This is a genomic window from Anabaena sp. EIM26 (assembly GCF_057568715.1).
In genome coordinates this window covers 1,997,367-2,020,637 of the sequence record NZ_CM172472.1, presented here as the reverse complement: position 1 = coordinate 2,020,637, position 23,271 = coordinate 1,997,367, and the positions used below count along the sequence as shown (strand labels likewise).

The following is a 23,271-nucleotide window of genomic DNA, read 5'->3' as shown; positions in this document are numbered from 1 at the left end:
AAATAAAAATATTCAAAAATATTCAGAGGGAGTTTGTATTTAGGTTTATGGCAGTACAAAATGGCGACCAAAATCTCATTGTTTTAACAGTTTATATTCTGGGTGTGTATTACACATTCAATCGGATGATTGAATCCATTGATGATATGGTGATGCTAAATTTTGAAAAAGGTATCGTTGATCAGCAATTGAAAGAGCAAAATCTCCAAGACCAAGTAGGAATTTCTTTTAAAACTGGGACATATTCTTTAGAAAAGCTGAAAGATGATTTGAAAGAGATGTCTATGAGTATTGAGAATAAGTCAGAAAGTTTAGCTGTATATGTTGATTGGGATAATAGCTCTTGGGTAGTTGAACATACTAAACAATCCCGCCGTGTAATTCGCAAATCACCAGACTTAATCCGCGATTTAGCAATACCACAAGTTCCTACTATTATTGCCCCTAAGAAAACAATTTCTGAGACTATTACCGCAGAAGATGTTTTACAAAGAGATAAAGATACGGGAACATATAAAACAGGTTCACCATTAATTAATATAGTTGGGCTAAAGGATCAGAAGCCTTTCAAGAGTTTGTACAAAGATTTTATGGATGGTAAAAAAAAGGTAGAATTTTCTCTCCAGTTGGTGCTAAGGATATCTGAGTTGCGTGTCGGTTTAGCTCCTGGTATGAATGTTCCACCGATATCAATTATCAATTGTCCCTTCACTATCGAGAAACTACATTGGAGTTATGCCCTACCTTGGAATAAAAAGAAGTCTTAATCATCCGGACAGAAGGGGCTATCAAGGCTTAAACTGGATCTAGGGGAGAGTAGGCGCAGGCAGTTGCAGATCAGTTTTTATGACTGGTTTGAGGAAAGTCCGGACTCCCGAAAGACCAAACTTGCTGGATAACGTCCAGTGCGAGCGATCGTGAGGATAGTGCCACAGAAAGATACCGCCAATATTGGGGACTGGGTACTAGGTACTGGGGACTAGGGAAGAATTTTCCCTATCTCCAATCATTGATGCCTAATTCTCTACGTTGGTAAGGGTGCAAAGGTGCGGTAAGAGCGCACCAGCAACGTTGAGAGGCGTTGGCTCGGTAAACCCCGGTTGGGAGCAAGGCCGGAGGAACTACGGTTGGTCTTTTACCAGTTCCGTAAGTAAAGAGCCGCTAGAGGCGTTTGGTAACAAGCGTCCCAGATAGATAACTGCCCTCGCAAGAGAACAGAACCCGGCTTATGTCCGACTCTCTCTTTAAACGAATTATGGATGTTTATTTTCCATAGTTCGTTTTTTATGGTGGTGGCTTTCGGTTTAGCTATGAATATTTTGAGGATGAATGATGGTAATTCCTGGGATAGCTATAAAATCTTTTGGATTTAAAGTTAAAATATGACTGATATATTGATGATTATTAGATATTAAATATTTAATTGTTTTATCAACTAAATGAAAATCAGGAGAATTGATATCTCTTGAACGTAACAGAATATTTGTATCTAGTAAGTAATTAGTCATTTTCCTCTATCATCATACATATTTTCTCGACGTAGTGCTTCAACTGCAAGAAGAAGCTACAGTTATTGATTCCAACTAGAATACGGCGCTTTTATGAGTGTTCCAACCCCATTGCAAATTCTAAAAATTGATAAAGATGCTGGTACAGTAACTTTGTTAACAAAAAACTGACTTGTATTTATACTTTATAATTAATGTTAAGTTAGGACTTATTAGCCCTTTTTTCTACCCTTACTGAATGTCCCGCGTTTATCCTCGCCGTCAACGGCAACTTGAAAGTTTAGTCCAAAAGTTAGGTTTGTCGAAAGATAGTCCGATAAAGTGGCCATTGCTTGATTTGGCGTTAACTCACGCCACTGTTTCAGACTCGGCAAATTATGAACAGTTAGAGTTTGTTGGTGATGCGGTGGTACGGCTGGTGGCTGCTGTGGTGTTATGGGAACATTACCCAGATTGCTCGGTTGGTGATTTTGCGGCTATTCGTTCGGTGTTGGTGAGCGATCGCATTCTCGCCCAATTAGCAAGAGGATATGGTTTAGAATTATACTTGCTTGTTGCTGGTAGTGCTACTGCTGACCATGTGGGTCAAGAATCACGTCTCGCAGATGCTTTTGAAGCAGTTCTGGGGGCGCTTTATCTCAGCACTCACAATCTTGACCTCATTCGTCCTTGGCTAGATCCCCACTTCCAAGAACTAACCACAGAAATTCGTCTTGACCCGGCTCGACTCAATTATAAAGCGGCATTGCAAGAATGGACTCAGGCTCAATTTAAAGTTTTGCCAGAATATAGAGTTGTGGAAGTTAATCAACCCCACCGTACTCATGAGCGTTTTGTCGCTGAGGTTTGGTTACATGAGAAAATGTTAGGACAAGGCAAGGGACGCTCGATTAAAGCCGCTGAACAGGCTGCTGCTAAAATAGCTTATTCGGCAGTTACGGAAGAGGTGAGTAATGACTAATGACTAATAACTAAATAACTAATAACTAATAACTAATGACTAACATTAAACTTGCAGTTATCGGTGTTGGACGTTGGGGAGTACATTTGCTCAGGAATTTTCTGGCACATCCCCAAGTGAGCGTTGTAGCGGTTGTAGACCCGCATTTAGAACGATTGATGGTTATAAAAGAACAGTTTAATTTAGATGAAAATATATTATTAACAACCAACTGGCAGCAGGTGCAGGAGGTAGCTGGACTAACAGCAGTTGCGATCGCAACTCCAGCTAATACTCACTATGCCTTAATTAAAGACTCTCTCCAACATGGATATCATGTTTTAGCAGAAAAACCCCTCACTCTTGACCCAGAAGAATGCCGGGAACTTTGTCAATTAGCTGAACATCAGCAATTGATACTCGTGGTTGACCACACTTATTTATTTCACCCAGCAGTACAAAAAGGTCAAACTGTAGTTCAAGCTGGTCAGTTAGGCGATTTACGTTATGGCTATGCTACCCGCACTCATTTGGGGCCAGTCCGGCAAGATGTTGATGCACTGTGGGATTTAGCTATTCATGATATTGCCATCTTTAATACTTGGTTAGGTAAGTCACCTGTGAAAGTGCAAGCAACGGGTACTGTGTGGCTACAGGAAACTGCGGAAATAGCAAGAAACACTGCAATATCTGAAACCCAAGGTTTAGCGGATTTGGTGTGGGTAACGCTGACTTATCCAGATAATTTTCAAGCATATATTCATCTCTGCTGGCTGAATCCTGATAAACAGAGACGCTTAGGGATTGTCGGTAGCAAGGGTAGCTTGATTTTTGATGAAATGTCCCCTTCATCACCTTTAACCTTGATACATGGCGAATTTGCTAGGGATGGGAATCAATTTATGCCAGTGAATCAATATCAGGAAGTGCTGGAACTAGAAAAGGGTGAACCATTGGGACGAGTGTGCGATCGCTTTATCACCTCTATTCTCCACAATACACCTTCACAGGTTTCCTCTGGTTGGGTAGGTAGAGAGTTAGTAGAAATTCTCACCGCTTTGACAAAATCTCTGAATCAAGGCGGCCAAATTATCAACATAATTCCTAATTCCTAATTAAGCCCAATAGCCGCTATCATGACCTTTTTAGGCTGATTTTCTGTCTTATTTACTAGCAATGTGCTGTATATCTGGCGTTGTATTCATCTCTCCCTTTGAAGAAGCATAAATATTTGCAGATTGATCTTGCTGCAAGTTAGAATAACTACTTCCTTTCACTTCATTATTACCCAAATCTCCCTTTTTCTCGGCAGTCGGTAATAGAGAAATATCAATTAAAGGTAAGATAATTTGCACAGTTGTACCTTGGAGAGAACCCAAACTTTCCAGAGTAATTTTTCCTCCCATCAATTCGATTAAATTCCGAGAAATCGCCAATCCTAATCCAGTACCTTCAAACTTGCGTGCGCTTGTGCCACCTACCATCACAAAGGGACGGAATAGTTTATGTTGCTGTTCAGGATCAATACCTATACCTGTATCTTTCACCGAAACTATGACATGAAAGCTGCCATTGATCTGCTGAATATCGGTACGAATTATAATGCTACCTTGGTCTGTGAATTTAGTAGCATTACCAATAATATTAATGAGAACTTGTTTGAGTTTTCCCTTATCTGCCTTAACTGGCAACAATTCATTACCTAACTCGCATTTTAATTGTAATCCCTTTTGTTGCACATTAAGCGATTGTAAATTAATCACCTCTAGTAATAATTGCCGCAAATCCAGAGGTGCTGTCACAACGGAAAGTTTACCTGCTTCAATTTTAGAAATATCAAGTAAATCATTAATAATACCTAATAAATGAATTGCCGTGTCATCAGCTCGTTTGAGAAATTCTAATTCTTCTTCTCGACTATCACACAAATCATCTCTAACTAAGCGAACACAGTTAATAATGATATGCAACGGATTTCTCAATTCATGGGAAGTCGTGGCTAAAAATTGACTTTTAACTTGATTGGCTGATTTGGCTTCTTTCCAAGCTATTTCTAATTCTTCTGCCCAAGCTTTGAGTCGTTCAACCATTTGATCTAACGCTTGAGCTAGTTGATTAAACTCCCGGATTTTAAAGTTACGGGGAATTGGTTGTGCAGCGTGGTGACTGTGAATATTTAAAGCATAGTCTCTGAGTTCTTCTACCGGCCCCGCTAAATAAGGAGCTAAATAAAAAGATGCCAATAAAGTAGTGCCAATTAAACCCACTGTTAAGACAATGAGAATAAGTTTGATTTCTTCTAATCCATACAATGCATCTTGAACACTAGCAACAGCTAAAATAATCCATTTTTGTTGCTGCTGTTGTGTTAGGGGATTAGGAATCGCTGTATAGCCGGCAATTGATTCCTTATTTTTTTGTAAATTCAACTTGATTGAATCATTATTGCCCTTAATCGCATTTTTGACCAAATTTTGTAGTTCTTCAGCATCTGAGTAATTTCTAATATTAGTTCCTACTCTTTCTGAAGATGGGTGCGCCATAATAGTACCGTCTTCAGCAATGACTACTAAAGAACCTATCAAAGAGCCTGTCTTATTTTCAATTTGTTGGTGTAATGTAGTTTGAAGAATTAAGGCGTAAGCTAAATTTCCTCGCTTATTATAGACTGGGACTGATAAAACTAATTGCAGTTGATGTTGGTTATTTCTTTTACCAGTTGTTCCTGGTTTAGGTGGTAAAATAGCTGTAATTTGAACTTCATCATTAGTAAAAGATAATGGCAATTTATCAATTGTTTTATCACCACAACTACTAGCAATAATTTCGGCTCTTTGGATATGCTTGAGTTGAATACAATCAATTTGGGTCGGTAGTTGTTGCGCTAACTGATTGAGAAATTTTTGGGCTGGAGTTGATGAACCAGACTGAATAACTCTGGTTTGACTAGCACTCAGTAAATTAGTTTTTAGTGCTGCGATCGCATCAGTAATTTTTTCCCCTTTATGGATAGCACTCTCTGTTAAGTTTTGCCGAGCAGTATTCAAGAGGCTAGAACGAGCTTTATTCAGTGCAGCCATCTCCCCGATTAATAAAACTGGGACAAATAGCAGCAATATTTTGGTTACTAAAATCCGCCGAAATGACGATTGAAAGTTAGGCATCGAGTGTCTCACTTCGCATCTGCAAACCACAACAAAAAATATATGTAATTAGATCGGCTAAATGAGACATTGTATTAGTTTATGAAAACTTTATTGTAACTTTTAGAAAATATCAAACTGTGATTTGCTAAAAAGAAACTTGATATACCAAAACTCTGATTAAGTAGATTTAATAATGATTTGTGTGACATATCCATCCAGGTATGAAATTAACCAACATTTTCTTGTATGCAGGGATTTTTATTCACTTAGAGAACTCCATAAAAAACGTGATCCAATGGAGTATAAATAATTCATGAATTACCCCTACTTTCGCGTGGATAAGCTTGATGGGAATGATATTAAAACAGGATCAATCATTCTATGGAGTTCTCTTACTTAAAAAATCAACACACTGACAAGAGAAAGATCAAAACTATCAAACTAAATAAATGGTTCAATATATTCCTCATACCAGAGTAGTTTTGGCCACAAGTGCAGATGGCAAGATGGTTGATTTGAGGCGAAATCACCTGCTCGGTTTAACTCAGGGACTGACAAAACACACCTGGAAAAACAAATTGCTGTCTCTGATGCCGTTCTATTTGGTGTTGTTACGCTCCATGCCTAAGGTACAACACTTGCAGTACTACGTCCAATACTGCTGCAACAGAGAAAAAAATAAATCTCCTTAGCTAGTTCATATAGTGTTTTCGAGTTCTGAAAACCTCAATCCGGTTAAATTCTTTCCGCAACCAGTTAGTTAAATGCTGGTTAGTTACAACTACGATGGGAAAAATTTTTGGCACTGCGAGAATTTCAGCAGTTGATCAAGAGGTATTTTACATGATCGGCTGCAACAATCAGTGCGATGGATTAGGCTAAAAAAAGCTTTTGCTCACTTCTTGAGATATTCAAAGTAGATATTTAAACCCACACGATGGTCAAACAACTCAAATCTAACTATTCTGTCATTTGGACTAACAAAATTGCCGAAATTCCCCAAGCAGCCTGGGATGATTTGGCTATGCCACTGCAAACCCCATTTTTAGAGTGGGAGTGGCTGAATAATATGGAAACCTCCCAGAGTGCTACGGCAAATGCAGGTTGGTTGCCAAATCACCTGACATTATGGCGAGATAGAAGCTTGGTTGCTGCTGCTCCACTTTACTTAAAAGGGCATAGTCAGGGCGAATTTGTCTTTGATCATCAGTGGGCAGAGTTAGCTTCTCGCATTGGGGTAGAATATTATCCGAAACTTTTGGGTATGGCACCATTTACTCCTGCGGAAGGCTATCGCTTTTTAATTGCACCTGGGGAGGATGAAGAGGAAATAACAGCAGTAATGTTGCATGAAATTGACTCTTTTTGCCTGAGAAATGGCATTTCTGGCTGTCATTTTCTCTATGTTGATCCCCAATGGCGACCTGTGTTAGAACGTCAAGGTTTTACGCCGTGGTTGCACCATAGCTATATTTGGGAAAATTCTGAATTTAAAACTTTTGATGATTATTTGGGAGTGTTCAATGCTAATCAAAGACGGAATATTAAGCGGGAACGCAAAGCTGTAGATAAGGCAGGTTTACGTCTGCAAGCGTTGACTGGTGAAGAAATTCCCAAGTCGCTGTTTCCGTTGATGTATGATTTTTATGCTGATACCTGCGATAAGTTTGGTTGGTGGGGTAGCAAGTATCTCACAAAGCGATTTTTTGAGCAGTTATATACTAATTATCGCCATCGGGTGGCTTTTTTTGCCGCCTATAGTGAACAAGATGATCGCCAACCTGTGGGGATGTCATTTTGTTTGTTTAAGGATGATAAACTATATGGGCGATATTGGGGGAGTTTTCAAGACATAGATTGCTTACATTTTGATGCTTGTTATTATGCACCTATTGAATGGGCGATCGCTCATGGTATCCAATCTTTTGACCCTGGTGCAGGGGGTAGACACAAGAAACGGCGCGGTTTTCCGGCTAAACCCAATTATAGTCTCCACCGCTTTTACAACAATCGTTTGGGGCAAATACTGCGCCCCTATATCCTGGAGGTGAATCAAATGGAAGCAGAGGAAATTAAGGCAATGAATGCAGAATTACCTTTTGCTGCCAAGAGTCCAGAATAAAAATATAGTTCCAGCTTGTAATTTTCAAGGAAAAGGTAGCTTAAGAATTACACTGGAAATGTAATGTAAAAAACTGTTGAAATAATTTCTCTTTTTAGAATTGGTATGGATTTAATAGTTGATGATTTAGCGGCAATTGATAATAAACTTTCTCAGCGTCATATTGATCTTGATCCCGGTGGATATTTCATTATTTATGTGGATGAAAATGCAAGGTTAATTTATGCCAAGCATTTTACAAATGTGATTGATGAACGTGGTTTAGCAGTAGATCCTGAAACAGGTCAGGTAATTCCAGCACGGGGAAAAGTGGAGAGAATTCACACCACTGTATATTGTGCGCGGACGGCAAAAGAATTGTGTGTGAAGATTTTTGAAGAAACTCAACCCTGTCCAGTAACTATGTTCGACCATGCAGCTTATCTGGGGCGGGAATTTGTCCGCGCTGAAGTTGCTTTGGTGACGGGTAAGGAATACGTACAGGATTAGGAACTGGAGATTGGAGTTTAGGGACAGTTATCAGCAATCTCTGGTTACTGTTCACAGCCTCCAATCATGCCAACAGCTTAAAAATAGTTGCCATTGGTAGATAGAGTCTTAGAGGTTGGCAATGATGCCATTTATTCAAGGTCTAAAACTTTTTGGGTGTTATCACGGCGACGCTGTTCTTTCTGTTCAAACTCACTTACACAGCCACCTTTATCAACCATCACACAGCTGAGATAATTCGTTATTTCTATCAACCCTGCTCGGATTGCTTTACCAACAGGGGCTTTACTTGTTTTCTGATTATCACCTCCAATGTTGATACCAGCGATACCCAGACTCCCAGCATTGCTTTCAGATTCACTAGTGGCACGTCCTTCAATAGTACGGGAATGAACTACTTCCCCAGTACTGGAATCCACTACACGCAAGTCAATAGCAACGTAAGCCTTTTCTTTATTTTTGCGGTTGCCACCACCAAAACTGAAGGGGCCTACACGAACTCCTTGCACCCCTACTCCACCGGATTCAGTATCAACGCCTTCTTCATAAGAGCTTACTTTGCCCAAAATAATATACTTCGCCCCAGTGAGTTGTCCTTTCTTTGCGCCGGTGTCTTTGCGAACTAGCCCAAGTTCAGCAAGCTCTTGTTCGGAAATGACTTCTCCTAACTTTTGTCGCTCCACAACAGTGAATTTTCCAGTTGATGTTAATTCATTGCTAAGAACATCTGCCAATTGCCGAGATGTATCACTTTTCCACCACCACCAAGTATTTTCATTCTTGAAGTCTGGTACTGAGATACTAGGTTTTTCTTGAGCAAAAGCATTAACGCTACCGATAGACAAACTTAAAGTTAGGGTTGCTAAAGCAAGTGCAGTATTGCCACTTAATCGCTTATAAAGAGAGGATGCTTTCATAATTAGAGTATTGTTATTACAAAGAAGAGACGTAGTTTTATTTAAACGACAAACACACAGAGAAGTTATCATATTCTCAGGTAAATAACAATACTTTCATTAATTTATTTAGAATGCCCTCATAATTGCGGTATAAAATTTTATTCTTGATTTTTAGAAAATATTGCCAATTTTAGGGAATAGGGAATGATTTTTGTATGCAATCCCCAATCCCCAATTACCTATGCCTCATTTGATGGCTGATTGATTTGATAGATGTAGTAAGTTGCCATTGGGATGACAGTGGCAGCAATTAACAATCCGACTACCCAAGCTGTAGCATTACCTTGATCAGTATCTTCAGCTTTTGTAAATGTACCTTCTACCTGTAGAGTTTCTACTACTTTTGGGGGGCCAGGATCTGGTTGACCAGAGATGACAGCAACCAAGCGATCGCTCACGTCAATAAAGGCTTGGTTATATTTATTACCATTTCTTAATGGAACACCCAAGGTTTCCTCAGCCACACTATAAGCTATAGCGTCAGTTAACACCGACTTGACTTGATTCCCGCTAATCATAGCCGCGTTATTAGTAACAGTATCAATCACTAATAAAGATTGATTTGCTTGCGCTTCTGGGGTAGGAAACCATTTCTCAAATAGTCCTTTAGCAAAACTTTCTGGTGTTTCCCCATAATCAAGACGGTGAACAGTGACTATTCTGACTTCATTACCAGTTTCTTTTGCCAATTCTTTGAAAGCGCCACTAATTTGACCTTCATTAAAACGGCTAATAACATCACCTTGATCTACAATCCAGGTATCTGGTGTCAGGTTTGGTATTTGATAAACACCTGTAGCCAAAGCTGGTACAGCAAACGGAGAACTCACCATCATCATCACCATTAAAGGTAAAATGAGGCGAATAAAGTATTTTTGCATACTAAATAATTGCTTGAATAGCTGTTTCATTGGATGAATCCTAAGACAGTATTGCAATCAAAATACTACAGAACCTATACCAAAAGCATCTTATCTGTGAATAATTAATTCTAAGCTGCTTGAGTCTACCAACGAAAACTAACAGAAAACCTCAGCGTAACTCTGCGCTAACCTCAGCGTTCCTCTGCGTTAAAAAATACAATAATGACCATAATCTTAACTAACGACGACGGCATCGACGCACCTGGTATCCAAGCCTTACTCAAAGCTGTCAACGGTAAAAACGTAATTATTGCTGCACCGCAAGAACATCAGTCAGGTTGCGGACATCAAGTGACAACTACTAGTCCTATTAACCTACAACGTCGTTCTGAAGTTGAATATGCTATTAACGGAACTCCCGCTGATTGTGTGAGAATTGCCATAACACAAATAGATAAAAATGTCAAATATGTCCTCTCAGGTATTAATGCTGGAGGAAATTTGGGAGTTGATGCTTATATATCTGGTACTGTCGCTGCTGTCAGAGAAGCTGCAATGCATGGTATTCCCGGAATCGCTATTTCCCAATATCGTCAAGCCAAGCTTAATTATGATTGGGAATTAGCTGCTAAATGGACATCAGCAATTTTGGCTGATTTACTCCCACGTCCTTTAGAACCTGGTAGTTTCTGGAATGTAAATTTGCCCCATCTTTTACCAGAAAGTCCAGATCCTGAAGTAGTATTTTGTCAACCTTGTACCAAACCTTTACCTGTCAACTATCGGATAGAAGGTGATAATTTTTATTATGTAGGGGAATATGGTAAACGCAGTAGAACTTTAGGCAGTGATGTGGATGTATGTTTTTCTGGAAATATTGCGATTACTCAATTAAGAGTTTGAGTTAAAAGTTTACGTTTCTTCATCTACACTTTGTAGCAAAGACACAATTTTGTTTACAGTTTGTGTCAATTGACTAATTTCTTGTAATGAATCTTTCTGAGATTCAGCCAAACTTTGGACAGCATCACATAGAGCAAAAATTTGATAACCTTGTTGCTGCACCTGTTTTCCTTGAGCTTCCACTTGCAAACTCAGTGCATCTACTCTTTGAGCTAGACTATCAATTGTTTCAGTAGTAGATAGTACCGCTTCACCGATTTGCTCAACAATGGATTCTAATCTACTTATTTTAGCTTCGACTGCTGTTGAAATCATTTCCTGTCCACCCCAATTTTGAGAAATCATCATAGTAATACGGTTAATATTCATCAAATAATTTCATAATCAGCACTAAATTGTGTTAATCGAGATTTAAAAATCAAATGCAAACAGTATTTATAGCCATGCTATTTGATTTGTGAATCTACGAATGATTAAGGATTACTAAAATCCTGTAATTTGTAGTTGTTTGGTAAAAATACTGGCGTTTTTTTCAGAACTAGTTGGGATGTTGAAAAAATAATACTAAGTGGGTAATTGTTTAAACATTTTTACAGACAATTACCAACCTAGTAATTATCGAAGTTGCAAAAACTACGTTAGAAGTATTTTCTTGATCTTTAGATTACTGCGTTGCCCAAAAATACGATACCAATTGCAGAAAAAGTTAACCCAATCCAGCGAATTGTTTTCGGGAACATCTGGTTAATTGCGGATTTGCTGATAATTATGCCTATATTTCTAGCACTCATCACAATTACGGTTTGAGTTAAAGCAACACCAATCACATAAAGTAATAGAGTTACCGTTTCTGCACCGATGATTGCTTGACTATCAACATAACCCTGAGATAAACCAGCGATGCCAGCAGCGATCGCACTAATTATGATACAAGCTAACCTACTGTTTGGAGTAGGCAGGACTAATATTACACCAAAGATGATAGTGCAAATAGCCAGTACTATTCCTGTACCGGGTAAATTTAGTTGACACAGATGCATTAATTGCCCACAGAAAGCCGCTAGTAAAAAAGATACACTTATCCAAATACCACGTACAAATTTGGCAGAGAGTAAACCGATAGCCACCATAGCAGCTAGACGATCTAAGCCAATAACTGGATCTGCAATTCCCCAAATAAACCCTTCCCAACAGTTAGAAATGGTATGCTGCACTGGCGCTCCACCGGATGAACTCAGTAGACTAATTAAGATTAAAGCAGCAATACCACCCAAAAGACGATACTGTTTAGAGATGGGGGGGTTCCCAGAATCAGAAGAAGTTGATAATGCAATTTTGAACATAATTATAGCTCAAATTAATCTTTTCGGTAATTTATATCACTTTAATCCTCTCCTCCTCAAAAAAATTAATGTAGTCACATAGATTTACCAGAATGCTGGTTACAAATGGATAAGGTGGGCGATTGATTGGCTAAAATGACAGAACAGAGTCAATTGAAATGCTAGAAATCAGTCCCATTCTGTAACGCTGACTATTTCCCCAAACGTTTATTTTCCCTGAATTAAATTTTATGTCTTCTTCCAATCCCAAATCGGACAAACGCTTTGTCTACCAAGAATTTGGTAACGGTAGCTCACCCGCACTAGAACGCGCTGTAGAACGCGGAATCCAAGATTTACCCCCAAACCAGCAAAATGTAAGAATACAAGCCACTCGCGCTGGACGCAAAGGTAAAACTGTGACGGTAATTACTGGTTTTCAAACCAAACCAGAAACCTTAGCAGCTTTGCTGAAACAGTTAAAAGCCCAATGCGGTACAGGTGGTACTGTCAAAGAAACCGAAATTGAGATTCAGGGCGATCATAAACAGAAGATTTTGGAGATTTTAATTAAGCTTGGTTACAAAGCTAAAATCAGTGGTGGTTAATGAGTGCGGTTTACCGTATCATTTCAGGAATTGTATTTATAGAACATGATGTTAACTCTAGAGATGTCGAACATTAATAGGAGGCTGAAATGGATTTAGTACGGATTTTATGCGCGGTTTTTCTGCCACCTTTAGGAGTATTTTTGCAAGTAGGTTTTGGTGCAGACTTTTGGATTAATGTTGTCTTGACTTTATTCGGCTATTTCCCTGGTATTATCCACGCAGTTTGGATCATTGCGAAGAAATAATTATTGCAGAGAGGTAGGTTGGATTTGCCTATCTCTCTATTTTTTTCACTAACTTAAAAAATTTCCCCAAAAGACCAGAATATGAAAATAAAGTATCCCATTAATTTTCACAAAGGTCTAACTTTCTTGATTGTGTTGGGACTAATGGTTTTATACCATAATTTTACTATTGGAGCTTGGGTTTATCTTGCCCTTCATAGTACTTATGGTTTCCTTTGGTTAATAAAAGATAGTATCTTTCCAGATAAACAATGGGAGCAAGAAATTCCCACTGTCCAAGGAATAATTACCTTTTTTCTACTTGGCTTGTACTGGGTAGCACCATTTATTCTCATTAGTAGTGGTACTGTTCCACCTTTACCATTAGTAGCTGCTGCTATTTCTTTGAATATTGTGGGTGTGTTTTTACATTTTACCAGTGATGCCCAGAAATACTATACACTCAAGTATAAAACTGGACTAATTACAGAAGGTTTCTTTGCCAGATGTCGTAACACTAATTACCTAGGAGAAGTATTGATTTATTTGGCATTTGCTATGTTAGCTCAACATTGGCTACCTTTCTTAATTCTGGGGTTATTTATAGCCATGATATTTGTTCCTAACATGATCAAAAAAGATAAATCTCTATCTCGATATCCTGAATTTGAGAAATACAAAGAGAGTTCTGGTTTGCTGTTTCCTAAACTATTAATTTCTGGAAATATTCAGGAAAAAGAAACTACAGCATAACGGCAACGAGTTTGTCCACAACTAAATACACAACGATACAATTTATTGTCACCAAAGAGAGTTTTATGAACTACAAAGCTATTACATTAGCTGCAATTTTAGGTATTTCTACACCTGCAATTATTGATATGGCTATTCCTAATCAAGCTGTTGCTGTACAACGATTTGATTACCCAGCCGGGGAATTTAGAGATAAAGATTGGATAGTGAATTTATCCTTTAGCAATAATGTTTATTACTATTATGGAGAGAACCGTAATAATAACTCTAATATCAATTTGTCTGGTGCTGTTGCTTCGGGAAATAAACAACGTCAAGTTTACACATGGAATAATAATGGCTTGAAATATCAAGTTACCTGGCGACCAAGTGATCCAAACTTTATTCGTGTTGAGGTGATTAGACCTAATGGTAAGGTAATTTTAAATCGGGTACTTAAAGCTGTTAGCAATTAAGTTTATTTATTGGTAAATAGGTAATAAGTGAAAACTTATTACCTATTTTTTATGGGGTTTTGTTGGTAAAGCTATCTAACGACTGTAAAGGTGTTTTTATATCTGATTGTAACAAATTATTACCCTGTACCTGTAATATTCCCCTAGCCTTAACCCTCAACCTGTTGGGAATGGGTTAATATACACTTGTATAAATAACAGTAGTTAAACCGCATAAATTCATGGATATTGCTGTAATTGTTAAGTTTCTCGCTCCCTGTCTGCCTTTTCTGCTTACTATGGGTACTAAAGCCGCAGAAGGTGCTTCCCAAAAAATAGGTGAGGATGGTTGGAATAGGGCTAAAGCAATTTGGGCTAAGTTACAGCCGAAGGTAGAAGCCAAGGAAGCTGCAAAAGAAGCCGCAGAGGATGTAGCTAAAAATCCAGATGATGAAGATTTACAAGTAAGTTTTAGAGTCCAACTGAAGAAGATTTTAGAAGCAGATGCAGAATTAGCTAAAGAAATAGCTGAGATTTTGCAAACACAAAACTCTGATAGTGGTGCTGCTGCTGCTGTTAATAATCCTCAATCTTTTGATGAAAGTGTACAAATTAATAAAGCAGGTGGGGTTGATAACGCAACTTATGACTTTAGGAGGTACGACAACCCAAAGTAATTAATATCTATAGTGCTGATATTTCTGAAATACATAAGATAGCAGCATTCATAGAAAGCAGCACCAAACAACAATCACCGGGGATTCTCAAAGCGGGAAACCCACGCAAAAACTTGGACTATTGGCAAGGAAGAACAGAAGAAATTGCCAGTTTAAAACAATGGTTAAATAATCAAAATATTTCTCTAATTGGTATTGAAGGCATTGGTGGTACAGGAAAATCAATGTTAGCGGCTAAGATTTATGAAGATGAAAATATAGGACATTTCCCTAAACGATTTTGGGCAGATGTGAGTTATGGTGTGGTTTTTAGTGATCTAGCTACTCAAGTTTTGCAAGAATTTGGTTTTCGTATCCCAGATCAAGAAACAGAGTTAGTACAATCTTTGGTGAAATGTTTACAGTCAGGTGAATATTTACTGATTATTGATAACTTAGAAAGTCTGTTAAAAACAAATGGATTTTGGGAAAGTCAATTCTATGAAGAATTTTTTACAACTTGGATCGAATGTGGTGGTAAAAGTAAAGTAATTGTCACCACTAGAGAAAGACCAGAATTACCGAAAAGATGGGAATGGCTACCCTTATCAGGTTTAAAGATAGAAGATGGAATTAAATTATTAACAGTATTAGGTATTCAGGGCAATTTAGAGGAATTTGTCAAATTAGTAGATGGCTATCCTTTGCTGCTGCAATTTGTGGCAGATTTATTAAAAGCAGAATATCCCCAAGATTCCAATTTAAACAGGTTAGAAAGTTTAGGTTTAGGAAATTTACAGCAATTATTAATAGATGAAAAAGTTGTAGGTGTACACCGTCGAGAAAATGTGGCGATGGTGTTGGTATTAGATGCCAGTTGGCAGCGGTTGAGTGATTTCCAAAAATCTCTATTAAAAAATATTAGCGTTTATCGTGGTGCAATAAATAGTCAAGCTGCGGTAGCTGTTTTACCTGACACTGCAAAAAAAAAGATGACGACTAGATTTTTTGGTAATGATCACCCTACAAGAGATATTAAAGAAGAATTAAGAAAGGTGATCAAGCGTTCTTTTTTATCAGAAAAACTGATTGATGATTGCAGATGGTTTGAGTTTCAGCCTGTGGTTTTGGAATATGTGCGGTATAAAGCTGGGAATCAGACAGCAGCACATCAAAAAGCTATTAATTATTATCGGTCAATTGCTAAACAACAACCTTGGCAAACTAAAGATGATATTCAGGAATATTTAGAAATCTTTTATCATTTTTACCAATTGGCAGATTATGACTCAGCATTTGCAGCAATTAGACATTGCGATGATTTTTTGACTTTGCGGGGTGATTATGCCAACCAAGTCGAATTATATGGGCAGTTGGTAAATAAATGGTCTGAAATTGATGATAGACAAAATTGGCGTTATTTGGGTTCTCTGAGTTCATTAGGCAATGCTTACTACTCCCTGGGACAGTACGAAAGGGCGATCGCTTCCTTCCAGCAGTCTTTGGAGATAGCTAAGGAGATAGGGCATATTCAGGGGGAAAGTAATTCCTTAATCGGTTTAGGCAATGCTTACTACTCCCTGGGACAGTACGAAAGGGCGATCGCTTTCTACCAGCAGTCTTTGGAGATAGCTAAGGAGATAGGGCATATTCAGGGGGAAAGTGCTTCCTTGGGCAATTTAGGCAATGCTTATGAATCCCTGGGACAGCACGAAAGAGCGATCGCTTTCTACCAGCAGTCTTTGGATATAGATAAGGAAATAGGGCATATTCAGCAATACTGTAGCCAAATTACGAGGGTTCAACGGCTGTAGAAGCATTGTGAATACGACCAAGAGAGGTAAGCTTGGCAAAAATCTGGGATAATAAAATAGGCTCAGGCTGTTGCGGAAGCATTTTTAATATTTCCCGAACATATCGAAAACCCCGACAATAAGCCTGAAGATCAACAATGCCAGCACCGGGATTATCTTCACGAAACTGAGCTAGAAGATAATGAGACAAATTGACCATAAAAAAAGAAAGATTAACAGCATTAGTCACAGCAGTTTGACCTCTGTTCATAAAATCTTCCAATCCCCAAAACTGTTTGGCATCTCGGAAATTAAATTCGATTTGGAAGCGCAACTTATAGTAGTCAATTATTTTTTCAGATGATAAAGTTAAGTCACTAGAAAACAGAATTACGTGACTGCGAGCATTAGTTTTGAGATTGGTTTTCACCAAAATAACTACATTCAGTGGTTGGCCAAATTCTTTGTGCAGTAGAGTAGCTTGATAAGTATCAGTTTTAATATCTTCTTCAAGACTACTTTGACGCAAATATGCCCCAGGAATATTACGCCAGTCCAACTTCTCTCCGTATTTACGACGGGAACGATGATTAGGGTCAGGATTGTGGTAAGGTATATATAATGCCGAATCGTGACGTAACTTGGAAATTATGTGTAACTTTACCTGCCTAGCCATCTGCAAAGCATTATTGTTCCCAAAGTGACCATCTACGACCAAGTAAGTGAGGGGAATAAAGTTAGCTATTAACTTAAATAGCTCATTAATCATCTTCTTAATTCTTAGCAATTCAGGTGTAAAAGTCACCTCCTTTTTATTTTTGTTTTTACTTCCTTTTGGTCGTCCCCGTCCACGTTTTTCTTGAGGTTTTACTTCTGGACTTGGCGAGACACTACTTTTTTCTACATCGCTTTTTATTACCTGTTCTATCTGAATCGGAAATGAGTGTCTTTGTTGAACACTTACTAATGATAATGTAAAGAAAGATAGTCCCAATATTGGTTTACTTATTAGACTGGAAAAGAACCTATCTAATCCATAGGTTTTTTTCCCGGCTTTGCTTATTACTACTTCGTCTCCTGCCAACAAATAAACATCATTTGGGCAGAACAAATGCCGCCGAAAAAACACCCAGAACACCGTTGTCCACGGTATGACTGTACGAAAAAATCTGATTACCGTCCGATAACTACCACCACTAAGCGTCCAACGCGATATTCCCAACATTGTGACTCGCCCGCTCATGGCTAACATGGCCGTGATGATCTGGCTTAACTGCCGCATCGTCGTCACTTTTATTTCTGGTAGTAGGCATTGCAACAGTGCTAGTATGTCAAACATGGGCTGTATGTGGCTTTCGAGTTGTCGTTGTGGAAGACTATAACTCTACTACATCAGCCCTCTTTTTATACTCTTTTTTTGGCTACAGTATTGATTCAGGGGGAAAGTAATTCCTTAAACAATTTGGGACTTGCTTACAACGCCCTGGGACAGTACGAAAGGGCAATTGATTTCCACCAGCAGTCTTTGGATATAGCTAAGGAGATAGGGCATATTCAGGGGGAAAGTAATTCCTTAATCGGTTTAGGCAAGGCTTACAACGCCCTGGGACAGTACGAAAGGGCGATCGCTTTCTACCAGCAGTCTTTGGATATAGCTAAGGAGATAGGGCATATTCGGGGGGAAGCAAATATTTGGTTTAATTTAGGTCTTGCATTAGAAAAAGTGGATAGGGAACAAGACGCAGTTGGTGCTTATCGCAATGCGCGGGAACTATATCAAACAATGGGACTTGATGCCAGTGTGCAAGATTGCAATAATAAAATTGAGGGTCTTTATCAACCAAAAAAACCTGTAGTTTCTCAGCGTGGGTTTTGGGGTTGGTTGCGTCGGTTATGGCGCTGGCTACGTGGTTCGTTTCGGCGATAAATAAAATCTGTTCAGTTATAATTAATCTAACTTGTTAATTTCCAAATCTTTAAAAATCATGGTTTCAAATTTATGAACAGCGAAACTATTCCTCAAATTATTCCTAACAAAGATATCGCAGAATATTTCAACTTTCTCTCTCCTGGAGATATTAGACTAAAAAACTCCAGAATAGGAATTGAAACAATACTTTATGAATATCTTGATTGTGGTCGTTCTCCAGAAGAAATTGCTCAAATATATCAATCAATTTCCTTAGAACAAGTCTATGCGACCATTCTTTACTATTTGCAAAATAAAGCAGTTATCAGCGATTACATGAAAAATTGGATAGAACATGGTCATAAAATGAGAGAACAACAGCGACTTAATCCTCCACCAGTATCAGAAAAACTCCGCCAACTTAGAATAGAAAGACAAGCGAAAATATAAGTAAATGGCAATTAAATATCTGATTGATGAAAATATCAATCCTCTATATCCAAAACAAATTAAGCTCAAAGAACCTGATATTCTTGTTCAGGTAATAGGAGAAACAGGAATACCACCGAAAGGGACACTTGATCCTGAAATTCTCTGTTGGTGTGAGGAGAATAATTTTGTGTTAGTCACAAATAACCGTACTTCTATGCCTGTACATTTAGCTGATCATGTTGCTGTGAATCGTCACATACCGGGAATTTTTATTCTCAATCCTAATTTAAGTGTTGGTGACAATATAGAAGAATTAATCTTAGTTGCTTTAGCTTCAGAAGATGGTGAATATCAAGACCGCATAGTTTATTTACCATTACCATAATAATGTTGGGTTTCCTTGCGTCAACCCAACCTACACCAATTACCAATTACCTACTCGCTAAATATTGATACATTTTCCAACGTGCGTTAACTTCCGCTTGCGCTTGTTCTAGCAACAGTTTCGCAACTTCCGGTTTACTCTTCGTCAACATCTTGAATCGGTTCTCTTGATACATTGACTTTTCCACCGATTCAGAAGGCGCTTTCATATCCAATTGTAAGGGATTTTTACCCTGTTCTTGTAATGCGGGATTATAGCGATATAACAACCATCTTCCTGCGTCTACCAAAGCCTTTTGCTGTTGTAAACCTTTGGTCATATCAATACCGTGAGCAATACAATGACTGTAGGCAATTATGATTGATGGCCCGTCAAAAGCTTCGGCTTCTAAAAATGCTTTGAGTGTATGTTCATCTCGCGCACCTAATGCCACACTCGCTACATAGACATTACCGTAAGTCATGGCCATTAAACCCAAGTCTTTCTTTGGTGCAGGTTTTCCACCAGTTGCATATTTAGCGATCGCACCTTTGGGAGTTGCTTTGGAAGATTGCCCCCCTGTGTTAGAATAAACTTCGGTATCCATGACAAGGATATTGACGTTTTTACCACTGGCTAAAACATGATCAATACCCCCAAAATCTATGTCATAAGCCCAACCATCACCCCCAACTATCCAAACGCTTTTCTTGACGAGATAGTCTGCAAGGGATTTGAGATTTTCAAACGCAGATAAACGCTGATTAACGCGGATATTCTTTTCTTCTATCTGCGTATATCTGTGTGCATCTGCGTTTGTAATTTCTTCTAGCTTTTGTTTGAGAATTGCGACTCTTTCCCGTTGTTCCCAAATGTCAGCTTCATCTTTTTGTTCAGCGTTGAGAATACCGTTGACCAAATTATCCCCTAACTCGCTGCTGAATTGTTGCACTAATTCCGCTGCAAACTGCGCTTGTTTGTCGAGGGAGAGACGATAACCAAAACCAAATTCCGCGTTATCTTCAAACAGGCTATTAGACCATGCAGGCCCTCTGCCGTCAGCGTTTTGACTCCAGGGTGTGGTGGGGAGATTTCCACCGTAAATGGAAGAACAGCCGGTCGCGTTGGCAATGAGAGCGCGATCGCCAAATAATTGTGTTAATAATTTAAGGTAGGGCGTTTCTCCGCACCCAGCACAAGCACCAGAAAACTCAAACAACGGTTCCTGCAATTGCTGCTGACGAATTTGGTTTAACTTCAATTTTGTGCGATCGGGATTTGGTAAACTCAAAAAGAAATTCCAGTTTTCCCGTTCTTGTTCCCGCAATGGTAACTGCGAACTCATATTAATAGCCTTCCGTGTCGGTTCTGCTTTGTTTTTCGCAGGACAGACATTAACGCAGATAGTACAACCTGTACAGTCTTCTGGTGCTACTTGAATGGTAAATTTCTGATTAGCGAAATCCTTATCTTTCGCGTTAGTTGATTTGAAAGTTATCGGTGTGTTAACTAACTCGCTTGGTTGATAAGCTTTAGCACGAATTGCACTGTGGGGACAAACCATCACGCATTTCCCACATTGAACGCAGACATCTTCATCCCATACTGGAATTTCTTCCGCAACGTTGCGTTTTTCCCATTTTGCAGTTCCACTGGGGAAAGTTCCGTCAGCAGGTAAAGCACTGACAGGTAAATCATCACCTTCCCATACCATTATTTTCCCAAGAACATTCTCGACAAATTCGGGTTTGGTGATTGGTAATTGGTGATTGGTGATTGATGATTGGTAATTCTCCTTTTTGGGAATTTCGATTTCATGCAGATTTTCTAGAGTATTATCTACAGCTTGTAGGTTCATGCGGACGATTTCTGCACCTTTTTTACCATAGGTCTTTTCTATGGCTTGTTTGATTTTAGCAATTGCTTCTTTTTCTGGTAAAACTCCCGCTAAAGCAAAGAAACACACCTGCATGATAGTGTTAATTCTTCTACCCATACCGCTATTTTTTGCTACTTGACTAGCATTAATAGCATACACCTTCAGATTTTTGTCAATAATTTGCTGTTGTACTTTTGGTGGTAAATTTTCCCAAACTGTATCAGCTTCATAGGGACTATTTAACAACAAAATTGCCCCCGGTGCAGCAGTCTTTAAAATATCAATACTTTCAACAAATCCCCAATGATGACAACCAATAAAATTAGCTTGATTTATCAGGTAAGTTGAACGAATTTTTCCAGCCCCAAAACGCAGATGAGAAACAGTCATTGAACCAGATTTTTTGGAATCATAGACAAAATAACCTTGAGCGTTATTATCAGTTCCTTCACCAATAATTTTGATAGAATTCTTATTTGCACCAACTGTACCATCAGAACCCAAACCGTAGAACATAGCCCGAACCACATTATCCGGTTCTGTCGAGAAATTGGCATCAAAATTCAAAGAGGTGAAAGTCACATCATCATTAATACCAATGGTAAAATGATTCTTGGGTTTAATTTGGGTGAGGTTATCAAAAATACTCTTCACCATTGCAGGAGTAAATTCTTTAGAAGACAGTCCATATCTGCCACCAACTATTTTTGGAAATGTGGTTTTTTTCCATCCTTCATAAATAGCTGTCACCACATCTAAATATAATGGTTCTCCAGCACTTCCTGCTTCTTTAGTTCTATCCAAAACAGCAATAGATTTAACACTATTAGGTAAAGCTTCTACAAATCTAGATACATCAAAAGGACGATAAAGCCGCACTTTTAAGACCCCGACTTTTTCTCCTTGTTGATTCAGATAATCTACAGTTTCATGTACCGTTTCACACCCAGAACCCATAATCACAATTACTCTTTCTGCATCCGGTGCGCCATGATATTCATAAAGTTTGTAATATCTACCTGTGCGTTCCCCAAATTTATCCATGATATTTTGGACAATATCAGCACAAGCATTGTAATAAAGATTTGCACCTTCACGAGATTGAAAGTAAACATCAGGATTTTGGGCTGTTCCTCGTAATACTGGTTTATCTGGTGTTAAGCAACGCTGACGGTGTGCAGATACTAAAGATAGGGGAATAAAACATTGTAAATCTTCATCTGATAATAACTCAACTTTTTGTACTTCATGGGATGTTCTAAACCCATCAAAAAAGTGCATAAATGGTACTCGTGCTTCTAAAGTTGCAGCGTGAGAAATCAATGCAAAATCTTGACTTTCCTGCACAGAAGCCGAACACAAAAAAGCGAAGCCAGTTGCCCTAGCAGCCATGACATCGCTATGATCACCGAAAATAGATAAAGCGTGTGTAGCTAAAGAACGGGCTGCAACATGAAGTACAAAACTGGTTAATTCTCCCGCAATTTTGTATAAATTAGGAATCATTAATAACAATCCCTGAGAAGCGGTGAAAGTTGTACTTAATGAACCTGTTTGTAATGCACCATGTACCGCAGCAACAGCCCCTCCTTCACTTTGCATTTGAGTAACACTAGGAACAGTTCCCCAAAGATTCGGTTTATTTTCTGACATCCAAGCATCAGCCCATTCACCCATTGCAGAAGATGGGGTAATAGGATAAATAGCAATTACTTCATTTAATTTGTAAGCTACACGCGCAACGGCTTCATTACCATCAATTGTGGCAAAAGATTTGTTCATGATTCTCCTTCCTGTCTCTTCTCTGGTTGTTTAAACTGTATGCAGATAAACCAAAAATATAAGCATTGGAAATAGCTAAAGTCAGGAAGTTATTTTGTGATATTTTCTACATTTTTATGAATTGATAATTATTAATTACGAATTATTTTGACTTTTAGCCAATCTTTTAAATTTTAGCAGGT

At 38.5% G+C, this 23,271-nt stretch carries 23 protein-coding genes and 1 other RNA gene; 16 read left to right on the top strand and 8 right to left on the bottom strand.

Annotated elements, in window-relative coordinates; all coding sequences use genetic code 11:
• Nucleotides 1-47 precede the first annotated feature (47 nt).
• Nucleotides 48-767, top strand: a complete 720-nt coding sequence (locus tag AC012T_RS08755) for a hypothetical protein (protein ID WP_487064887.1) — start codon at nucleotides 48-50, stop codon at nucleotides 765-767.
• A 46-nt stretch (nucleotides 768-813) separates the two neighbouring features.
• Nucleotides 814-1,244: RNase P RNA component class A (gene rnpB, locus AC012T_RS08750), an RNA gene on the top strand.
• 60 nt (nucleotides 1,245-1,304) lie between these two features.
• On the opposite strand, the gene AC012T_RS08745 is transcribed toward rnpB, so the two are convergent.
• Nucleotides 1,305-1,508, bottom strand: coding sequence for a hypothetical protein (locus tag AC012T_RS08745; protein ID WP_487064885.1), 204 nt, complete (start codon nucleotides 1,506-1,508; stop codon nucleotides 1,305-1,307).
• A gap of 238 nt (nucleotides 1,509-1,746) precedes the next feature.
• Here AC012T_RS08745 and rnc point away from each other — a divergent pair, with 238 nt between their 5' ends.
• The gene (rnc, locus tag AC012T_RS08740; protein ID WP_487064883.1) at nucleotides 1,747-2,469 is read left to right on the top strand and encodes a ribonuclease III; all 723 of its coding nucleotides are present in this window, start codon (nucleotides 1,747-1,749) and stop codon (nucleotides 2,467-2,469) included.
• A 35-nt stretch (nucleotides 2,470-2,504) separates the two neighbouring features.
• Nucleotides 2,505-3,563 carry a Gfo/Idh/MocA family protein gene (locus AC012T_RS08735; RefSeq protein WP_487064881.1) on the top strand — a complete coding sequence of 353 codons (1,059 nt, stop codon included), beginning with the start codon at nucleotides 2,505-2,507 and terminating at the stop codon, nucleotides 3,561-3,563.
• Between the two features lie 48 nt (nucleotides 3,564-3,611).
• Here the strand turns inward: AC012T_RS08735 and AC012T_RS08730 are convergent, their stop codons facing one another.
• Nucleotides 3,612-5,612, bottom strand: a complete 2,001-nt coding sequence (locus AC012T_RS08730; protein WP_487064879.1) for a sensor histidine kinase — start codon at nucleotides 5,610-5,612, stop codon at nucleotides 3,612-3,614.
• A 919-nt stretch (nucleotides 5,613-6,531) separates the two neighbouring features.
• Here AC012T_RS08730 and AC012T_RS08725 point away from each other — a divergent pair.
• Nucleotides 6,532-7,716 carry a GNAT family N-acetyltransferase gene (locus tag AC012T_RS08725; RefSeq protein WP_487064877.1) on the top strand — a complete coding sequence of 395 codons (1,185 nt, stop codon included), beginning with the start codon at nucleotides 6,532-6,534 and terminating at the stop codon, nucleotides 7,714-7,716.
• Between the two features lie 105 nt (nucleotides 7,717-7,821).
• Nucleotides 7,822-8,205 (top strand): DUF4346 domain-containing protein, encoded by a 384-nt coding sequence (locus AC012T_RS08720; RefSeq protein WP_487064875.1) that lies wholly within the window; start codon nucleotides 7,822-7,824, stop codon nucleotides 8,203-8,205.
• Between the two features lie 131 nt (nucleotides 8,206-8,336).
• Here AC012T_RS08720 and AC012T_RS08715 read toward each other — a convergent pair whose 3' ends face one another.
• Nucleotides 8,337-9,122 carry a CsgG/HfaB family protein gene (locus tag AC012T_RS08715; protein WP_487064873.1) on the bottom strand — a complete coding sequence of 262 codons (786 nt, stop codon included), beginning with the start codon at nucleotides 9,120-9,122 and terminating at the stop codon, nucleotides 8,337-8,339.
• Between the two features lie 221 nt (nucleotides 9,123-9,343).
• Nucleotides 9,344-10,075: a photosystem II repair protein Psb32 gene (gene psb32, locus AC012T_RS08710; RefSeq protein ID WP_487064871.1), complete on the bottom strand. Its 732-nt coding sequence runs from the start codon at nucleotides 10,073-10,075 to the stop codon at nucleotides 9,344-9,346.
• A gap of 174 nt (nucleotides 10,076-10,249) precedes the next feature.
• Between psb32 and surE the strand changes: the two genes are divergently transcribed.
• A complete protein-coding gene (surE, locus tag AC012T_RS08705; RefSeq protein ID WP_487064869.1) occupies nucleotides 10,250-10,930 on the top strand; it encodes a 5'/3'-nucleotidase SurE in 681 nt (226 codons plus the stop codon).
• Nucleotides 10,931-10,939: 9 nt separating this feature from the next.
• Here surE and AC012T_RS08700 read toward each other — a convergent pair whose 3' ends face one another.
• Together AC012T_RS08700 and AC012T_RS08695 are read right to left on the bottom strand one after the other, a co-directional pair.
• A complete protein-coding gene (locus tag AC012T_RS08700) occupies nucleotides 10,940-11,299 on the bottom strand; it encodes a hypothetical protein (protein WP_015213037.1) in 360 nt (119 codons plus the stop codon).
• A 290-nt stretch (nucleotides 11,300-11,589) separates the two neighbouring features.
• The gene (locus tag AC012T_RS08695; protein ID WP_487064867.1) at nucleotides 11,590-12,273 is read right to left on the bottom strand and encodes a HupE/UreJ family protein; all 684 of its coding nucleotides are present in this window, start codon (nucleotides 12,271-12,273) and stop codon (nucleotides 11,590-11,592) included.
• 230 nt (nucleotides 12,274-12,503) lie between these two features.
• Here AC012T_RS08695 and AC012T_RS08690 point away from each other — a divergent pair, with 230 nt between their 5' ends.
• From AC012T_RS08690 to AC012T_RS08665, 6 genes are all read left to right on the top strand, one after another.
• Nucleotides 12,504-12,860: a translation initiation factor gene (locus tag AC012T_RS08690; RefSeq protein ID WP_015213035.1), complete on the top strand. Its 357-nt coding sequence runs from the start codon at nucleotides 12,504-12,506 to the stop codon at nucleotides 12,858-12,860.
• Nucleotides 12,861-12,949: 89 nt separating this feature from the next.
• A complete protein-coding gene (locus AC012T_RS08685) occupies nucleotides 12,950-13,108 on the top strand; it encodes a YqaE/Pmp3 family membrane protein (protein WP_015213034.1) in 159 nt (52 codons plus the stop codon).
• An 81-nt stretch (nucleotides 13,109-13,189) separates the two neighbouring features.
• Nucleotides 13,190-13,840 (top strand): methyltransferase family protein, encoded by a 651-nt coding sequence (locus AC012T_RS08680; RefSeq protein ID WP_487064865.1) that lies wholly within the window; start codon nucleotides 13,190-13,192, stop codon nucleotides 13,838-13,840.
• Between the two features lie 65 nt (nucleotides 13,841-13,905).
• Complete coding sequence (locus AC012T_RS08675; protein ID WP_487064863.1) at nucleotides 13,906-14,295, top strand: hypothetical protein; 390 nt, start codon at nucleotides 13,906-13,908, stop codon at nucleotides 14,293-14,295.
• Nucleotides 14,296-14,516: 221 nt separating this feature from the next.
• Nucleotides 14,517-14,951: a hypothetical protein gene (locus tag AC012T_RS08670; RefSeq protein WP_487064861.1), complete on the top strand. Its 435-nt coding sequence runs from the start codon at nucleotides 14,517-14,519 to the stop codon at nucleotides 14,949-14,951.
• Nucleotides 14,952-15,064: 113 nt separating this feature from the next.
• Complete coding sequence (locus tag AC012T_RS08665; protein ID WP_487064859.1) at nucleotides 15,065-16,744, top strand: tetratricopeptide repeat protein; 1,680 nt, start codon at nucleotides 15,065-15,067, stop codon at nucleotides 16,742-16,744.
• Here AC012T_RS08665 and AC012T_RS08660 read toward each other — a convergent pair.
• The gene (locus tag AC012T_RS08660) at nucleotides 16,722-18,062 is read right to left on the bottom strand and encodes a transposase (protein WP_487059178.1); all 1,341 of its coding nucleotides are present in this window, start codon (nucleotides 18,060-18,062) and stop codon (nucleotides 16,722-16,724) included. The genes AC012T_RS08665 and AC012T_RS08660 overlap by 23 nt on opposite strands.
• 78 nt (nucleotides 18,063-18,140) lie before the next feature.
• On the opposite strand from AC012T_RS08660, the gene AC012T_RS08655 reads away from it, so the two are divergent.
• The 3 genes from AC012T_RS08655 to AC012T_RS08645 all read left to right on the top strand — a co-directional run bounded on the left by AC012T_RS08655 (nucleotide 18,141) and on the right by AC012T_RS08645 (nucleotide 19,449).
• A complete protein-coding gene (locus tag AC012T_RS08655; protein WP_487064857.1) occupies nucleotides 18,141-18,650 on the top strand; it encodes a tetratricopeptide repeat protein in 510 nt (169 codons plus the stop codon).
• Between the two features lie 72 nt (nucleotides 18,651-18,722).
• A complete protein-coding gene (locus AC012T_RS08650) occupies nucleotides 18,723-19,082 on the top strand; it encodes a DUF433 domain-containing protein (RefSeq protein ID WP_487064855.1) in 360 nt (119 codons plus the stop codon).
• 4 nt (nucleotides 19,083-19,086) lie between these two features.
• The gene (locus tag AC012T_RS08645; RefSeq protein WP_487064853.1) at nucleotides 19,087-19,449 is read left to right on the top strand and encodes a DUF5615 family PIN-like protein; all 363 of its coding nucleotides are present in this window, start codon (nucleotides 19,087-19,089) and stop codon (nucleotides 19,447-19,449) included.
• Between the two features lie 46 nt (nucleotides 19,450-19,495).
• Here the strand turns inward: AC012T_RS08645 and nifJ are convergent, their stop codons facing one another.
• Nucleotides 19,496-23,089, bottom strand: coding sequence for a pyruvate:ferredoxin (flavodoxin) oxidoreductase (nifJ, locus tag AC012T_RS08640; RefSeq protein WP_487064851.1), 3,594 nt, complete (start codon nucleotides 23,087-23,089; stop codon nucleotides 19,496-19,498).
• Between the last annotated feature and the right edge of the window lie 182 nt (nucleotides 23,090-23,271).

Bases quoted from the DNA above. Each gene is read 5' to 3' on its own strand.
- AC012T_RS08755 (WP_487064887.1), top strand. From the start codon at position 48: ATGGCAGTACAAAATGGCGACCAAAATCTCATTGTTTTAACAGTTTAT.
- AC012T_RS08745 (WP_487064885.1), bottom strand. From the start codon at position 1,508: ATGACTAATTACTTACTAGATACAAATATTCTGTTACGTTCAAGAGAT.
- rnc (WP_487064883.1), top strand. From the start codon at position 1,747: ATGTCCCGCGTTTATCCTCGCCGTCAACGGCAACTTGAAAGTTTAGTC.
- AC012T_RS08735 (WP_487064881.1), top strand. From the start codon at position 2,505: ATGACTAACATTAAACTTGCAGTTATCGGTGTTGGACGTTGGGGAGTA.
- AC012T_RS08730 (WP_487064879.1), bottom strand. From the start codon at position 5,612: ATGCCTAACTTTCAATCGTCATTTCGGCGGATTTTAGTAACCAAAATA.
- AC012T_RS08725 (WP_487064877.1), top strand. From the start codon at position 6,532: ATGGTCAAACAACTCAAATCTAACTATTCTGTCATTTGGACTAACAAA.
- AC012T_RS08720 (WP_487064875.1), top strand. From the start codon at position 7,822: ATGGATTTAATAGTTGATGATTTAGCGGCAATTGATAATAAACTTTCT.
- AC012T_RS08715 (WP_487064873.1), bottom strand. From the start codon at position 9,122: ATGAAAGCATCCTCTCTTTATAAGCGATTAAGTGGCAATACTGCACTT.
- psb32 (WP_487064871.1), bottom strand. From the start codon at position 10,075: ATGAAACAGCTATTCAAGCAATTATTTAGTATGCAAAAATACTTTATT.
- surE (WP_487064869.1), top strand. From the start codon at position 10,250: ATGACCATAATCTTAACTAACGACGACGGCATCGACGCACCTGGTATC.
- AC012T_RS08700 (WP_015213037.1), bottom strand. From the start codon at position 11,299: ATGAATATTAACCGTATTACTATGATGATTTCTCAAAATTGGGGTGGA.
- AC012T_RS08695 (WP_487064867.1), bottom strand. From the start codon at position 12,273: ATGTTCAAAATTGCATTATCAACTTCTTCTGATTCTGGGAACCCCCCC.
- AC012T_RS08690 (WP_015213035.1), top strand. From the start codon at position 12,504: ATGTCTTCTTCCAATCCCAAATCGGACAAACGCTTTGTCTACCAAGAA.
- AC012T_RS08685 (WP_015213034.1), top strand. From the start codon at position 12,950: ATGGATTTAGTACGGATTTTATGCGCGGTTTTTCTGCCACCTTTAGGA.
- AC012T_RS08680 (WP_487064865.1), top strand. From the start codon at position 13,190: ATGAAAATAAAGTATCCCATTAATTTTCACAAAGGTCTAACTTTCTTG.
- AC012T_RS08675 (WP_487064863.1), top strand. From the start codon at position 13,906: ATGAACTACAAAGCTATTACATTAGCTGCAATTTTAGGTATTTCTACA.
- AC012T_RS08670 (WP_487064861.1), top strand. From the start codon at position 14,517: ATGGATATTGCTGTAATTGTTAAGTTTCTCGCTCCCTGTCTGCCTTTT.
- AC012T_RS08660 (WP_487059178.1), bottom strand. From the start codon at position 18,062: ATGTTTGACATACTAGCACTGTTGCAATGCCTACTACCAGAAATAAAA.
- AC012T_RS08650 (WP_487064855.1), top strand. From the start codon at position 18,723: ATGAACAGCGAAACTATTCCTCAAATTATTCCTAACAAAGATATCGCA.
- AC012T_RS08645 (WP_487064853.1), top strand. From the start codon at position 19,087: ATGGCAATTAAATATCTGATTGATGAAAATATCAATCCTCTATATCCA.
- nifJ (WP_487064851.1), bottom strand. From the start codon at position 23,089: ATGAACAAATCTTTTGCCACAATTGATGGTAATGAAGCCGTTGCGCGT.